The sequence below is a fragment of the Pseudomonas japonica genome (genome assembly GCF_013522925.1).
GTDB lineage: Bacteria > Pseudomonadota > Gammaproteobacteria > Pseudomonadales > Pseudomonadaceae > Aquipseudomonas > Aquipseudomonas japonica_A.
This window is the reverse complement of the sequence record NZ_JAAMQU010000004.1, coordinates 78,873-94,000: the sequence shown is the minus strand read 5'-3', so window position 1 is coordinate 94,000 and position 15,128 is coordinate 78,873. Positions and strand designations below refer to the sequence as shown.

The window sequence follows — 15,128 nt, the reverse complement described above, 5'->3', positions numbered from 1 at the left end:
TTTGGTCAGAACTCTGCCGTCACCGAAGCAAAGTACGCGCGGCCCGGTTCGTTGTAGGTCGCCGCGCCGGCATTACCGGAGTTGTCTTCGCGGAACAGGCGTTTGTCGAACAGATTGTTAATCCCCGCCGTGACGCTCCAGGTTTTGCTCAAGCGATAGTTGGCAGTAGTGCCGAACAAGGTGTAGGCGCCGCGTTTCTCCAGTGCAGCGCCGGCCGCGTTGGCCCCGGTACCGGTCAAGCTGCGCGGCTCCTGCTCGCCGTAGTGGGTCATGTTGAGGGACAGGTCAAGGTTCTCAGTGGCCGCCCAATCCAGCATCGAGTTGATGGTGTATTCGGGGATCACCGACAGCGGCTCGTTGGTGACCTTGTTGTGGTTCTCGATCATGTAAGTGACGTTGGTGGTCCAGCTCAGCACGTCGCCGGCATTGCCCAGCAGGGGCACGGTAAGGTTGCCTTCCCAGCCCGCGACCACTGCCTTGGGTGCGTTTTCCCATTGGAAGACGCGGCCGCGAATGCTGGTTTGCGCGATCTCATCCATGCCGGCGACGATCTTGTTCTTGTAGTCATTATGGAAATACGTCAGCCCCGCGGCCCAACCGTTGTCGGCAAAGGCCAGGCCTATTTCCTTGTTCACGCTGGTTTCGGCGTCGAGGTGGTCATTGCCCAGCACGTAGCACCCACTGCCCAGGTTGGGCGCGGTAATGGGGCAACCCGTGCCCCGGGTGTAATACAGGTAGTTGGGGTTGCTCTGGTACAGGTTGGGGGCTTTGAACGCGCGGGCGATACCGGCTTTGAGGGTGACGGTATCGGTGAGCTTGTAGGCGCTGTTCAGGCTGGGGCTCCAGTTGCCGCCAAAGTCGCTCTGGCGATCGAAGCGCACCCCAGGGGTGAGTGTCCAGCGTGAGCTCAGCTCGATGTTGTCTTCCATAAAAAGCGCATAGTTGTGCGCGTCGCTTTCGCCGGATCGGTTGGCCGAGATGCCCGGGATCGCGCCACCGTTCAGCGCCTGGGAGTTGGAGTAGGGGTCATCCAGCGTGTCGCGGGTGGCCTCGGTGCCCATGGTGACTACCTGGGTGAAGCCCCATTCCACGGGAATGTTCAACTCGCCGGCAAAGCGGTAATGGTTCAGCTCGGACGTAGAGCGGCTGCTCGCATTGCCGATGCTGCCTTCCGGGCCGCCGGCCAGCCCTTCGTTGAGGCGCCTGTTGCGGGTGTTTTCGAAGGATGCCACCACTTGGGAGGTGCCGAAATCCCAGTCCCCACGGTGGGTGACCGAACCGGTTTGGCGATACATCACGTTGGTTTCCGCGCCGCTGTTGGCCAGCTCCGTCAGTAGCGCACTGCCGCTGCTGTTTACCGCACGGTCACCGGCGTAGATGTTGCCCTGACGGCTGTAGCCGGCTTCCAGCTCAAGGGTTTGTCGTGGGTCCAGATCCCAACGCAGCAGGCCGTCGATGTCTTTGTTGCGCACGCCTTCACGCCCGGCTGGCGGCGTGGCGGTGGCGCTGGCCGCATAGTTCTGGTTAAGGGCAAGGTCGTCGGCGTCGGTCTTGTTGAAGTTGCCGTACACGCGGTAGGAAAACTGGTCCGCCAAGGGGCCTGCCGCATTGAAGCCAATGCGTTTGGTGGTGCCCTCATCATTGTGCTCAGGTTGGTTGAAGTAGGTGGTCACCGAACCGGTGTGCTTGGCCGTGGGCGCCTTGGTGATGATGTTGACCACGCCACCCGCCGCGCCAGAGCCATAGCGGGTCGCCGCCGGGCCGCGCAATACTTCGATGCGCTCGATCGCTTCCACCGGTACCCAGTTGCTGTCGCCACGGGTATTGCGCTCGCCGCTGCGGCCCATGCGCACCGAGTTGCGCGAGGTAACGGGCTTGCCATCGATCAGGATCAGCGTGTTTTCCGGGCCCATGCCGCGCAGGTCGATCTGCCGATTATTACCGTACTGGCCGCTGGCGCTGTTGCCGGTGAGGTTCACGCCAGGCATGCGTCGCACAAGGTCCGAAATGTCATTGACCGGTGGCCGCTTCTTGATGTCCTCGCTGGTAATGATCGAAACACCGGGGGCTTGGCGCAGTTCCTGTTCGGCTGTGACCAACGTGGCTTCGAGTTCTACAGGGGCGGGGGCGCTGAGCACCGTGCCGTCACGCTTTTCAGTGTCTTCGGCGGCCTGCAGCGGGGCCGTCATGGCCAGCAGCGTGAGGGACAAGTGGCGGGGTTTGAAGGCAGGGTACATCGGCATCGCTCCATGTGATGAGGTGGAACACAGGAGCGGCCGAGGCGACAGGATTGCACACGGCCACTACCGTGGCGCGGGCCAATGTCAATTGTTCGCAAATGATAGTAAATGTTATTTACAAAATATACACTTGCGTACAGTTCTGAAATAACGCGCAACCATTCCCTCTGAAAAGCCTGTCCTAGAGGGGTTGAAAAATTCTTGGCGTTAGTGGCAGGTCCGAACTCCGCCGGACCCACCGTTGATCAAGAACCTCATTTACCGAAACGCTGGTATTACCTGCTCGATAAACAACGCCAGGGATTTTTTCTTCTCGGCATGGGGCAGGCTGTTGTCGCACCAGAAGCTGAACTCATCCACGCCCAGTTCCTGGTAATAGCGAATACGCTCGATCACCTCGCTTGGCGTGCCGATCATGGTGTTCTTGCGGATGTTCTCCAGCTGGAATTCCGGGCGCTCGGCGAACTTGGATTCCGGGCTGGGCTGGAGGAAGCCATTGACTGGCGCTTCCTTGTTGCCAAACCAGGCATCGAAGGTGCGATAGAAGCGCGAGATAGCCTTGGCGCCCACCTGCCAGCCTTCGGGATCGTCCTCGGCATGCACATGGGTGTGGCGCAGCACCATCAGCTGCGGCCTGGGAACGTCAGGGTTGTTGGCCAAGGCGGCCTCGAACTTGTTCTTCAGGTCTACCACTTCTTCATCGCCCTTCATCAGCGGCGTGACCATTACGTTGCAGCCGTGCTTGACCGCGAAGTTGTGGGAATCCGGGTCCCGCGCGGCGATCCAGATGGGTGGGGTGTTGATCGGCTTGGGCACGCTGGTGGACACCGGGAATTTCCAGATCTCACCGTCATGGGCGTAGTCGCCTTCCCACAGCTTGCGCACCACCGGGACCATCTCACGCAGGGCATTGCCGCCACTGGATGCAGGCATGCCGCCGGCCATGCGGTCGAATTCCACCTGATAGGCGCCGCGGGCCAGGCCCACTTCCATGCGTCCGTTGCTGATCACATCGAGCAGGGCGCATTCACCGGCCACCCGAAGCGGGTGCCAGAAGGGGGCGATGATGGTGCCGGCCCCCAGGCGGATGGTCGTGGTACGTGCGGCCAGATAGGCCAGCAGCGGCATCGGGCTAGGGGAGATGGTGTATTCCATCGCATGGTGCTCCCCGATCCACACGGTGCTGAACCCTCCGGCCTCAGCCATCAGGGTGAGTTCGGTCAGGTCTTCGAACAGTTGACGATGGCTGACCTGCTCATCCCAGCGTTCCATGTGTACGAACAGCGAAAATTTCATCTCGGCCTACCTGTGCTTGTTGTGGGTGCCCGCTGTGGTGACAAGGGCGAGCACCGGATGGATTCGAACCGTCACATATTGGTATACCATAATACGCCAGCTCGCAAGGGATTTTGAGTCGACAGGTGGCGCTCGGCCAGGGGTTACGGTGCCTGCACCCTGTATTCAGGTCCGCTTCATATGCTCAACTTGCAACGCAGGTCGGGATGAGGGTTGAGATTTCTGGAATACCATAATACGGTGTGTCTCGTCGGAGGCCGCCTGCGGTTCTCCCGGTTTGGCTTCATACAACTACAACAACAGACAAACACGAGACCCCCGCATGTCTGAACAGACCCGCTCTGCCTTGATCGAAAACCACACGGTCGATCAGGTGCCGCTCAGTGCTCGCCACGGCAGCGTGCGCGACCTCTTCACCCTCTGGTTCAGCACCAATATTGCCCCGCTGCCTATCGTGACCGGCGCCATGGTGGTTCAGGTATTCCACCTGAACCTGCTCTGGGGGTTGGTGGCCATCGTGCTGGGCAACGCCCTCGGCGGCGTCGTGATCGCATTGGCGTCAGCCCAGGGGCCAAGGCTGGGCATTCCCCAAATGGTGCAGAGCCGTGGCCAGTTCGGCCGCTATGGCGCGCTGTTGATCGTGTGTGTCACGGCGCTGATCTACGTGGGGTTCTTCATTTCCAATATCGTGTTGGCCGGCAAGTCCATCCACAGCCTGGCGCCAGCGGTGCCGCTCGAAGGCGGCATTCTTCTCGGGGCTTTGGCCGCGACTGTGATCGGCGTGCTCGGCTACCGCTTCATTCACGGCTTGAACCGCCTGGGTACCTGGGTGATGGGGCTGGCGCTGCTGGCCGGTTTCGCCATGGTGCTGACCCAACCGCTGCCGGCCGACTTCCTCAGCCGCGGTGCCTTCAACCTCAGCGGGTTCATTGCCACGCTGTCCCTTGGGGTGATCTGGCAGATCAGTTTTTCCCCTTACACCAGCGACTACTCGCGTTACCTGCCGCCATCAGTGGGGGTATGGAAGCCCTTTATCGCCACCTACCTTGGCGCGACCCTGGGCACGATCCTGTCATTCAGCTTCGGCGCTGTAGTGGTGCTGGCAAGCGCCCCCGGCACCGAAGCCATGCAGGCGGTGGAGCAAGCCACCGGTGCCCTTGGCCCGGTGCTGATGGTGCTGTTCCTGCTTAATATCATCAGCCACAACGCCCTCAACCTCTACGGCGCGGTACTGTCGATCATCACCTCGATCCAGACCTTCGCCGCCGGCTGGACGCCCACGGTGAACGTAAAGGTGCTGCTATCGGCTGTGGTGCTTGCGGCCTGTTGCTTCACGGCGCTAGGTGCGTCGGCGGATTTCATCAGCCGCTTCATTGGTTTGATCCTCGCACTGCTGTTGATTCTGGTGCCGTGGGCGTCCATCAACCTGATCGACTTCTACTTGATCAAGTACGGCTTGTACGACGTACCGTCACTGTTCCGCGCCGATGGCGGCCTGTATGGGCGCTTTGACGGCCACGCCATCGGTGCTTACGCCGTCGGGATCATGGCCCAGCTGCCGTTTGCCAACACGGCGCTGTTCGTGGGGCCCTATGCCAACCTGGTGCCCGGGGCGGATTTGTCCTGGGTTGTCGGGATAGCGGTGACCTGCCCGCTGTACTTCTGGCTGGCGTACGACCAGGCGGCGGTGAAGGCGCGGCGCAAGGCGATGCAAGGGCAGCGTGCCGGCGGTGCATCTGGCGCAGATAGGGTGTGGCCGCAGGGCTAGGCCGTTCAGCGGAAACAATCGCCTGGGTTAAATTAGCGAGGGGCTGCGCCGATATCGAAAGGCAATGGACAAGGAGCCAATCCGTCCGCATTTCTTTCTATATAGGCATTTTATGAGCCGGTCCCTGACCCACCTTGAGCAGCACTACCGTAAAGCGGACACCATCATGTTGGCCGTTGTCTGGCTGATGTTCGCCGCGTCGCTGGGGCTGGGCATGGCCACCGGCACCTGGGGCCAAGCCTTGGCGGTGGGCGGCTCCAGCGCCCTTTTGTTAACGGTTTTGCGCCAGCTTATGCCCGGTTCAAGGGTGTTGCGGTGCGCCATGGGCGTTGGCTTCATGGTGCTCGCGGCCTTGCATATCAACCAGAGCGAAGGGATGACCGAACTGCATTTCGGCATCTTCGTTCTGCTGGCCTTTCTGGTGTTTTACAGGGACTGGCTTCCGATCGTAGTGGCCGCGGGCACCATCGCCGCACACCACCTTCTGTTTTTCTTCCTTCAACAGCACCTCGCTGCCGTTCATGTAACGCCTCATCACCACTTGAGCATCGTGTTGCTGCATGCCGCCTACGTCGTGGTGGAGAGCAGCATTTTGGTTTACATGGCTGTACGCAGCCAGGCCGAAGCACGTGAAGGCGATGCATTGCTGGACATCGTCAGCCATTTGGATACCAACCACGGGAAGATGGCCCTGAGTTATCGCAGCCAGACCTGCGGGCCGGTGATTTCCCGCTTTCACGCCTTCCTCGACCAGCTGGAGCGGATGGTCAGTGAGCTTATTGACGAAGCCGAAACGCTCGGCAAAATGAGCGGTAGCCTGAGCTCGGTCACAACAGTGATTCGCAGCGGGGCTGGTCGTCAGATGGAGGTTGCCGAGCGAATGAATGGCGCCATAGGTACCCTGACGGGCTCGATCTCAGAGGTGGCAAGCTGCGCCAACCAGGCGTCGGTGGTGGCGTTGGCGATCAATGACCGCTCCCGGGAAAGTACCGCGGCGGTGGAAGCCATTCGTGAGGAAGTGGACACGCTTGCTCGCAATATTGATGTAGCGGACCGGGACATGCAGGTGCTCACCGAGGCGTCGAATGAAATCGGCCAAGTGCTGGAGGTTATCCGCGGAATCGCCGAGCAAACCAATCTTCTGGCACTCAATGCCGCTATCGAGGCCGCCCGAGCCGGTGATCAAGGCAGAGGGTTTGCAGTGGTCGCGGATGAGGTGCGCAACCTCGCCCAGCGCACAGCCCGCTCTACCTCCGATGTGAACGCGCTGATCGAGCGCTTGCAGCAAAGCACGGCCCAGGCCACAGCGGCCATGGGGCACAGCCGCCAAAGTGTAGGGCGCTGCGTGGCCGGGAGCCAGCAAGCGGCAGGGCTGCTTCGCCAGGTCGCTGGGGAAATCGCGCAGATCAGTGCCATGAACCTGCAGATCGCTGCCAGCACGGAGATTCAATCCTCCAACAGCAGCGACGTGAGCGAGCACCTTGAGCAGTTGCAAGAGGTTGCCAAAGGCAACGTTCAAGAAGCCGGCGTACTGGAAGGCAGTTCTGGCTTGCTTGGCCAGGCCACTCAGCGGCTGGTAAGCCTGAGCGCGCATTTTGAAGCCAGGCCGTAGCCCACGGCGCCCCAGGTACGCCTGCACCCCCACCTGCTAGCCTTAACCCACCGCGCCGTTCTACTTGCCGTACCCACCCATTGCGAACGTTCGCGGTTGGGAGGTAGCCATGGCTACGCTATTTGATGTGAAGGACTTCGGCGCCACAGGCGACGGGGTAACGGACGACACTTTGGCGGTACAGGCGGCGATCGACGCTGCCGCTGCGGCGGGGGGCGGGCGAGTGATCCTGCCGGCGGGCACGTACCGCATCAGCCCTGGCAGCGATCACACTGGCTTGCTGCTCAAAGACAATGTGGCGCTGGATGGCGCGGGCATGGGCTTGACTGTGATCAAGCTGGACGACAGCAACGACCTGGTGACCGGGCTGCTGCGTGGTGCGGGGGACAACCTGGAAATCAACCGCCTTACCCTCGATGGGAATGGGCGAGGCGATGCGGGCGTGTCCGATTGCTGGAGTACCAATGGCACCACCAACCTGCTGCTGGACGCCGTAGAGGCGGTGGGCGGCTCCGGTTACGGAATTGACCTGCGCAGCGCACAGGGAGAGGTGACTGTGCGCAATTGCGTGGCGCGCCAGAACGGCGTGGACGGGATTGCGGCCGACACCGCCGCGGTGGTTCTGCTCCAGGACAACGCTTCATACCTGAACCTCGGCGCGGGCTACAGCCTTGGCGGCAATGTGCGGCTGGAGGACAGCGAAGCCTCGCGCAACGGCGGTGATGGCATTCGCCTGGTCGAGCAGCCATTGAGCGACCAGCAGGCGATCGTGGACGGTGGCATTACGCTCGCCAATGGCGGCAATGGCGTGTTGATCAATGCCGTGGATGGCTTTCAGGTCAGGGGGCTCGAGGTCAACAACAACGCCGGTTATGGCATTCATAGCGCCGGCGGGCGCGAAGGGGAGATTGCCTACAACACGCTGCATGGCAACTCGCTGGCCGGCGCAACCGCGGAGATCTGGCTCGACGCCGCGCCGCAACGTTTCGCAAGGGACGTGACGGTGCGCGGCAACCTTGTAACCGGGGAACACCCCGGTCAGCGGGGGATCGTCGAAGCGCCCAACGCCGGTGACTACAACCGCGTGATCGACAACGTGATCAGCCAGATGGTCGATAACGTGACCGTACAGGGCGCCCATAGCGTTTCCCTGGGCAACCGGGAGTACGCGTTTACCTTTGGCACGGGCGGCGCCGACGCGCTCACCGGCACCCTGGCGCGAGACGTGGTGTTCGGCAATGACGGAGATGACCGGCTCAACGGTGACAATAATGACGACGTGCTGATCGGGGGCCGTGGTGGTGACCGTCTGGTAGGCGGTACCGGCAACGATGTGTTTCGGTACCTGGCCACCAGCGACAGCTACCGTAACGAGGCCGGGAGCCAGACAGACCTGATCACTGACTTCGCCTACGGGCAGGACCGCTTTGACCTCACCGCGCTAGGGTACAAGGGCGTGGGCGACGGGCATTTCGGCACCTTGAAGGTGACCTACGATTCTGCCCGGGACGTGACCTATTTCACCAGCCTGGACCCCGACAGCCAGGGCAACCAGTTCGAGTTGGCGCTGGAAGGGGACAGCCGCAGCCTCACCGACGCGAGCTTCCAGCAGGCCATCAATGGCCGCCAGGGCTCGGACAGCCTGCACGGAACCCTTGCCGCTGAGACGCTGTACGGCAGAGAGAAAAACGACGTGCTCTTCGGCAATGATGGCGATGACCTGTTGGTAGGGGGCGCGGACGGCGACCAATTGACGGGCGGGGAGGGCGCGGACCTCTTCGTGTATACCCAATTGAGCGACAGCCTGCGTGACGCCACCGTCAGCAATGATCCGCGGCGCGATACGCTCACCGATTTCGACGGCTCGGAGGGGGACATGATCGACGTGTCCGCGCTGGGCTTTTTCGAGCTGGGAGATGGCTTGGGCGGCACCTTGAAACTGATCGTGAACGCCGCGGGTACCCGCACCATTCTAAAGTCCTTGATCGAAGACCGTAACGGCGACCATTTCGAGCTGCAGTTGCTCGGTGATTACAGCGAAGGGCTGGCTGGTGCGAACATCATCTGGGCGCACCCGCAAGGCACCCAGGTGTATCGCACCTTGCCTACCGAGGCAGACAACTATCGGGGGCTGGCCGGTTCGGACTACCTCAAGGGGCTGTCGGGCAACGATACGTTGCGAGGCGCTGGCGGCAACGACCGGCTTGATGGCGGGACCGGCAACGACCTGCTTGTGGGCGGCATGGGCGCAGACCGGTTGACTGGCGGCTCGGGCATGGACTTTTACCGCTACACCAGCGTTAGTGAAAGCGCCCGCTCCGAGCAAGGTAATACGGTGGATACCCTCACCGATTTTTCGGTATACCGGGACAGGATCGACCTCAGGCTGTTGGATTTCACTGGCTTGGGCGACGGCCACGACGGCACGCTGAAGGTTAGCTACAACGAACGGCTGGACCGCACTTACCTGAGCGACCTGGACGGCGACGCCCAGGGGCAGCGGTTTCAGGTAAGGATGGTGGGGAACCTGCTGGACGCATTCGATGGGGATAACCTACTGATCACGCCCCAGCCTGAGCCGTTAGGGCTGTTGGGCGGGGACGCGGGGATAAGCCTCTAGGGGCCGGCGTGACGACCAGGCCCCCGACCAGAAGCGCCCCCGCCTAAGGCACCTTAGCCTCGCTTTGGCAGCTTCCAGTTCGGCCGAATGAAGTGGCAGGTGTAGCCGTTGGGTATCCTTTCCAGGTAATCCTGGTGCTCGGGCTCCGCTTCCCAGAACGGCCCCGCCGCTTCGATTTCAGTCACCACACGGCCAGGCCACAACTTGGAGGCGTCCACGTCCGCGACGGTATCTTCAGCGATGTCGCGCTGCTCTTCGCTCAGGTAATAGATCGCCGAGCGGTAACTGGGGCCCAGGTCGTTGCCTTGGCGGTTGGGCGTGCTCGGGTCGTGAATCTGGAAGAAAAACTCGAGGATCTGCCGGTAACTGATCACCGCCGGGTCGAAGGTTATCTCGATGGCTTCGGCGTGGTTACCATGATTGCGGTAGGTGGCGTTCGCAACATCGCCGCCGGTATAGCCCACCCGGGTGTGCAACACGCCGGGGTAGCGGCGCAACAGGTCCTGCATGCCCCAGAAGCAGCCGCCGGCGAGGATGGCGGTTTCGGTTTGGCTGGTCATGGTGTGTATTTCCCTGGGAGAAGATCAGTACATCCCGTTATGGGGGCGCAATGGGGGATTCCAAGTTATCCAACCGTATGATGATCCGCTGCCACGCCTAGCAGCACGGGTTCGGCGGCATCACCCGGTTGGGCGAACACGAACTGGTCATTGCTCAAGGTGGCGCCCAGGTCGCCGGCCAGAGTCAGCTGAAACCGTTCGCCTTGGGCGTTGGCATCATAGTTTTTCAGGTACGTATCGTCGCCGTTGGCACTGACTACCACGGCCAGGGTGCCGTTGTGCCCGTCGCCTAGGCCAGTGAACCCCAAGGCCGACACGTCGATCCGATCGTCGTACACGTTAAAGTCCAGGATTCGATCGCTGAAACTCATGGTGTTGTTGCGATAGCTGTCCTCGATAGCGGAGAAGCGAAAAGTGTCCGCCCCGGCATAACCAGATAAACGATCGCTACCGCCGCCGCCAATGAGTGTGTCATTGCCCAGGTTGCCGAAGATATTGTCGTTGCCCGCTCCCCCCAGCATCTCGGACGTAGCGGCGGTGGTACCGAAATAGTCTGGCCCGTCGGTACCCTGGCTCACTTCAGGGCTGAACAGCACATTGTTGTCGTTGAGCTGGCTGGCCAGGTCGCCATCGAGCACGATCTCGAAACGGTGGCCCTGGGCGTCGGGCTCGAAGCTTTTGAGGTAGGTGCGGCTGGCATCAGCGTTTTCCCTGATTGCCAGGGTATGGCCGTAGCCATCGCCCAGCCCCGTAAAGGTGAGAGCGGCCAGGTCCAGGCGATCCTCGTTGGGGTCAAAGTCGACGATGCGGTCGCTGAAGGCTTCTGTGGCGGTGCGGTAGCTGTCATCGACGGCGGAAAGCCTGAACACATCGATCTGGGTGCCGCCTCGCAATTGGTCGCGCCCCGCGCCACCGTCAAGCAGGTCATTGCCAGTGCCGCCGGAAATGACTTCGTCGGCCGCGGTGCCTACTATCAAGTCGTCGCTCCCGCTGCCGACGAGGCGGTGCACGCCGTCGACGAAATCGCCGAAGTGGGTATTCAGGCTGCCATCTGCGTTGAGTTGCAGGGCAGCGAAGTCCGAATCCCCCTGGCTGTTCACAGCCCCGCCCGTGAGCAGGATCTTATCGTTAGCGACCACCGTTACCGTCTGCGCGCTGTCCGCCTCGCCGTTGAAATCGAAGGTGGCTTTCCCTCCGTCAGCGAAGGTGCTGTCCAGGCTACCGTCCGCGTTCAAGCGCACCACGCCAAAATCCTGGTCGCCCGCACCCGTAGCGCTTGAGCCGGTTACCAGTACCTTGCCATCCGCTTGTATGGCCATGCCGTGGGCGAAGTCATCGCCGCCGGCAACGTCCACGGTGGCGGTACCGTGATCGGCGAAACTCGTATCTACAGTGCCGTCCACGTTATAGCGGGTAATCGAAAAATCAGTGTCAGTTCCGTTCGTGTCATAGCCTGCGATCAGCAGTTTGCCATCGCTTTGCAAGGCGAGCGGCGTATGGCCGTCGTACTGCGTTCCTGGTTGTAAGGCGTAGGTGGCGATGCCATCGACTCCGAACTGGTCGTCGACCACACCATTGCCGAACACATGAGTTACGTAGAGGGCCGTGTCAGTGCGGGCGCTCGCCAGGGTGGTGCCATAAAACCTCGGTATCTCGGGCGCAAGCTGGAGGCTGCTGTCGATCGGTACAGCGCCATCGGACGGAAGGGGAATGCTTGCAAGCAACCAAGGCCGTTCGTTGGGGTGGCTCCCCGGGGAGTACACGTCGAGCTGATAGGCATTGTCACGATATGAAATTTGGCTGGTTTGAATGTTTGCGTAGGCGGGCATCGTGAAATCGGTGCCGTCGCCCGGGGTGTTGGTCGTCGGCAGCCGCGCTATACCGTCCTGGTTGTAGGCGAAGTCCAAGAGGCCCGATGCGCTTAGCTGTACAACGGTGTAGCCAGCGGGTTCGCCGTTCGAAGACAGCCCCACCATTCGAATCTGCCCATTGTGCAGCACGGCCACGCTGTGACTGGAATCATCCAGGCCAGGCACATCGATCGTGGTTTTGCCGGTTTGCGACGGAGTAGCGGCAGCAGTGGACATGGCGATTCCCTCCAGCGGTTAACGGGCGGTTTGCACCACTGCGGGCATGTTGGCTCGGGCAACCGTTCTTGAGCAGGTGGCCTGAAAGGTTAGCTCATGCTGGCGTCAGTGCAGGGCGACGGTGCGGGGTCACTCAACAGCCCATCGACACGGCTCGTGAGCGCATCGATCTGGAAGGGCTTGGTCATCAAGTGCATGCCGGGTTCGAGCATGCTTTCCCAGCTCAGCGCGTCCTGCACGTAGCCTGTGATAAACAGCACGGTAAGGCCTGGACGAAGGCCCCTTGCCGCGTCGGCGACCTGTCGGCCGTTGAGGCCGCCCGGCAGGCCAACGTCGGTGACCAGCAAATCAATCCTGCTGCTGGATTGGAGCAGCTGCAAGCCGCTCGGCCCATTTTCGGCTTCGTGAACGTTGTAACCCTGATCCTTCAGTGCATCGCGGATCAGCATCCGAATCGTGGCGTCGTCATCGATTACAAGCACTGTTTGGTCTTTATCGCCCCTTGTCCGTGGCAAGGGTGAACGGGATATTTCGGCGGGGATGCTGGTTGTACTGGACCTGGGAAGCAAAAGAGTGATTGTGGTACCCACGCCGACAAAAGACTCGATATGGACGTTGCCGCCTGTTTGGCGGACGAACCCGTGAATCATTGAAAGCCCAAGCCCGGTACCTTCGCCCATGGGCTTGGTGGTGAAGAAGGGTTCGAATGCGTGGGCAATCACATCAGTACTCATACCGCTACCATTGTCGCTGACGCTCAAAAACAGGTATTCCCCGGCAGGCAGGTCTCGATCGGTGGCAGCACCTGCATCCAGCACATACGCCCCAGTGCGGATGATCAGATCGCCTCCCGCGGCCATCGCATCGCGAGCGTTGATACATAAATTGAGCAGGGCATTTTCCAACTGATTGGCGTCAACCAGGCTCAACCAGTCAGTGGGTTCGCCATGTATTTCAACATGCACCGAAGGGCCGACGGTACTTCGAATGAGCTCCAGCATGCCTGTGGCCAGAAGGGTGATGTCCGTAGGGGTAGGCGCCAACGTCTGCCGACGTGAAAAGGCCAACAAGCGGTGCGTTAAAGCGGCGGCGCGGCGGGCAGCACCGTGGGCGGCGTCGAGGTAGCGCTCAGTCTCTTCCACGCGGCCCTGGCTGATCCGCAACCTCAGCATACCCAGGCTGCCGATAACACCCGTCAGCATGTTATTGAAGTCGTGGGCAAGCCCGCCGGTGAGTTGCCCCACCGCTTCCATTTTCTGGCTTTGCCTCAGCTGTTGTTCCAATAGCCGCTGGGCAGTCATCTCGATACCAACGCCCGTACGCCGGACCGGCTCGCCGGCGCTGCTGAAGTAGGTGTGGCCGCGTGAGAGCACCCAGCGTATTGCACCGCCCGGATGAACGATGCGGTACTCAAGTTCAAGGTCACCGCTGTCCACCAGCCCGCCAGCCATGGTTGTTCGCAATGCCAGAAGGTCGTCGGTGTGAACATTGGCAAGAAAGTCGTGGCGCTTGATGCCCGCCGCCGCCTGCACCGGGTCGATCCCGTACAACTCGCTGATACCCGCGTCGCAGTAGAAACAGTCGTTGGAAACTTCATACGTCCACACGCCAACGCCGCTCACCGCAGAAAGGGCCAAGCGAGCGAAATCCATAGAGTCGTGCAGCGCCGTTTCCGCCTCTGCCTCGGCCAACACGTCACGCTCCGTGGCATTGGAACCCTGCATGAGCCTCAAGGCAGCGTGCCGGGCATCAGTGAGCGTGGCGTAATGGCCGTCACGTACCTGAGCCTCGAGCAATGCGGTGAGCGCAAGATCAAGTGGCAGGTCTTGGGGGATCCGGTAGGACATGCGCGGGTCTTCAATGGGAGGGGAGGCAAGGTGCTAGTATCTCATACCCGGCTGATGGGCCCGTATCTATGTCAACTGCTGGGGTGTTGGCTGGCTTTAATCGGCTGTTGGCGAGCGAAGGCAGGAGCCGAAGATGGGGAAAGGGCTGCGGGGCGTAAACGCCTATGCTAGGAAGTTCCAGCCACCCTGGCGGGAGTGATGGACAACCTGCATGCGTGTATTTTGCACCTCCCGTGGCAGCTGTCAGACGGGGGCTGACATAGTACTTATGCAAGGTGTGGGGTTTTCTACGCGAGGAAGGGACTGGGGTCTAAGTGATCTGTCAGATTCTATCGTCCAACGTGGCAATAATCTTTTCGGAGTCAGCAATAATCGAATCAATGCTCATCACTCCGGGGTTGCCTTCGATTCTCTTGAGCACTCTGAAAGGGGTCTTCAAAGCAATCTTAATCATAAGGGTGTTCTCATCTACAACAACCTTCTCAATATCTTCGACCACATAACTTTCAAACGTCATGCCTCCTAGTACTACCTCAACGTTGCGATCAACAACGGTTTTCCTGAGAGGTGAACTCAGATAACTGACGAGATTCCTATGCATCTGCTGCTGAAGCCATGCTTCTTTTATAGATTCGCCGATCGTATGCTGGAGAAACCAGAGCGCCACGGAGCTGAGTGCGACAGTTACGATCAAACTGCCTCGTTCTATTTTCTCGACGTAATAGGCTTCGTTGTGATGAAGGGGGCCTTTGAGCCTGTCCCGTAAAGACTGCTTTTCTGGTCCTGACGCCTGACTGTTATTGATTATATACATCACCTCTTGGTACTGAATCTCCTTTGCAATGGTCGATATTTTTTTGAGAAGTGATCTCAGGGTTCGATCGGAAATGATGTCGAGGTCAGGATGGTAAAAACTCAGCTGTATATTTTTCATGAGTTATTAACTGATGTTGTGGGGCTGGAGTCCAGGCTTCTAACCAGCTAGCCTAACGTTCGAGAATTTTTTCGCTGGTATCGAGAACTATACGCTCTGAGTGACGCAGCGGCTCTGAACCGCGCAGCCTCTTTTAAGGTAGTACATTTCTACTGGTGGTCAAC

The 15,128-nt window shown here is 60.4% G+C and carries 9 protein-coding genes; 3 read left to right on the top strand and 6 right to left on the bottom strand.

Annotation, left to right across the window (positions count from 1 at the left end; genetic code table 11):
• Positions 1–5 precede the first annotated feature (5 nt).
• Both G7016_RS07530 and G7016_RS07525 read right to left on the bottom strand, forming a co-directional pair.
• Complete coding sequence (locus G7016_RS07530) at positions 6–2,237, bottom strand: TonB-dependent siderophore receptor (RefSeq protein WP_181112366.1); 2,232 nt, start codon at positions 2,235–2,237, stop codon at positions 6–8.
• Between the two features lie 261 nt (positions 2,238–2,498).
• Complete coding sequence (locus G7016_RS07525; protein WP_181112364.1) at positions 2,499–3,536, bottom strand: LLM class flavin-dependent oxidoreductase; 1,038 nt, start codon at positions 3,534–3,536, stop codon at positions 2,499–2,501.
• A gap of 322 nt (positions 3,537–3,858) precedes the next feature.
• Between G7016_RS07525 and G7016_RS07520 the strand changes: the two genes are divergently transcribed.
• The 3 genes from G7016_RS07520 to G7016_RS07510 all read left to right on the top strand — a co-directional run bounded on the left by G7016_RS07520 (position 3,859) and on the right by G7016_RS07510 (position 9,536).
• On the top strand, positions 3,859–5,304 hold the full coding sequence (locus G7016_RS07520; RefSeq protein WP_181112362.1) for a purine-cytosine permease family protein: 1,446 nt from the start codon (positions 3,859–3,861) through the stop codon (positions 5,302–5,304).
• Positions 5,305–5,368: 64 nt separating this feature from the next.
• A complete protein-coding gene (locus G7016_RS25350) occupies positions 5,369–6,916 on the top strand; it encodes a methyl-accepting chemotaxis protein (RefSeq protein WP_219856230.1) in 1,548 nt (515 codons plus the stop codon).
• Positions 6,917–7,025: 109 nt separating this feature from the next.
• The gene (locus G7016_RS07510; RefSeq protein ID WP_181112358.1) at positions 7,026–9,536 is read left to right on the top strand and encodes a M10 family metallopeptidase C-terminal domain-containing protein; all 2,511 of its coding nucleotides are present in this window, start codon (positions 7,026–7,028) and stop codon (positions 9,534–9,536) included.
• Between the two features lie 53 nt (positions 9,537–9,589).
• Here G7016_RS07510 and msrA read toward each other — a convergent pair whose 3' ends face one another.
• The 4 genes from msrA to G7016_RS07490 form a co-directional block, all read right to left on the bottom strand.
• The gene (gene msrA / locus G7016_RS07505) at positions 9,590–10,096 is read right to left on the bottom strand and encodes a peptide-methionine (S)-S-oxide reductase MsrA (protein WP_181112356.1); all 507 of its coding nucleotides are present in this window, start codon (positions 10,094–10,096) and stop codon (positions 9,590–9,592) included.
• 65 nt (positions 10,097–10,161) lie between these two features.
• A complete protein-coding gene (locus tag G7016_RS07500) occupies positions 10,162–12,183 on the bottom strand; it encodes a hypothetical protein (RefSeq protein ID WP_181112354.1) in 2,022 nt (673 codons plus the stop codon).
• Positions 12,184–12,272: 89 nt separating this feature from the next.
• Positions 12,273–14,030, bottom strand: coding sequence for a PAS domain-containing hybrid sensor histidine kinase/response regulator (locus tag G7016_RS07495; protein WP_181112352.1), 1,758 nt, complete (start codon positions 14,028–14,030; stop codon positions 12,273–12,275).
• Positions 14,031–14,352: 322 nt separating this feature from the next.
• Complete coding sequence (locus tag G7016_RS07490; RefSeq protein ID WP_181112350.1) at positions 14,353–14,964, bottom strand: hypothetical protein; 612 nt, start codon at positions 14,962–14,964, stop codon at positions 14,353–14,355.
• Positions 14,965–15,128: the final 164 nt, after the last annotated feature.

Excerpts from the sequence above, each read along its gene's own strand:
- G7016_RS07530 (WP_181112366.1), bottom strand. The coding sequence starts at position 2,237 with ATGTACCCTGCCTTCAAACCCCGCCACTTGTCCCTCACGCTGCTGGCC.
- G7016_RS07525 (WP_181112364.1), bottom strand. The coding sequence starts at position 3,536 with ATGAAATTTTCGCTGTTCGTACACATGGAACGCTGGGATGAGCAGGTC.
- G7016_RS07520 (WP_181112362.1), top strand. The coding sequence starts at position 3,859 with ATGTCTGAACAGACCCGCTCTGCCTTGATCGAAAACCACACGGTCGAT.
- G7016_RS25350 (WP_219856230.1), top strand. The coding sequence starts at position 5,369 with ATGGACAAGGAGCCAATCCGTCCGCATTTCTTTCTATATAGGCATTTT.
- G7016_RS07510 (WP_181112358.1), top strand. The coding sequence starts at position 7,026 with ATGGCTACGCTATTTGATGTGAAGGACTTCGGCGCCACAGGCGACGGG.
- msrA (WP_181112356.1), bottom strand. The coding sequence starts at position 10,096 with ATGACCAGCCAAACCGAAACCGCCATCCTCGCCGGCGGCTGCTTCTGG.
- G7016_RS07500 (WP_181112354.1), bottom strand. The coding sequence starts at position 12,183 with ATGTCCACTGCTGCCGCTACTCCGTCGCAAACCGGCAAAACCACGATC.
- G7016_RS07495 (WP_181112352.1), bottom strand. The coding sequence starts at position 14,030 with ATGTCCTACCGGATCCCCCAAGACCTGCCACTTGATCTTGCGCTCACC.
- G7016_RS07490 (WP_181112350.1), bottom strand. The coding sequence starts at position 14,964 with ATGAAAAATATACAGCTGAGTTTTTACCATCCTGACCTCGACATCATT.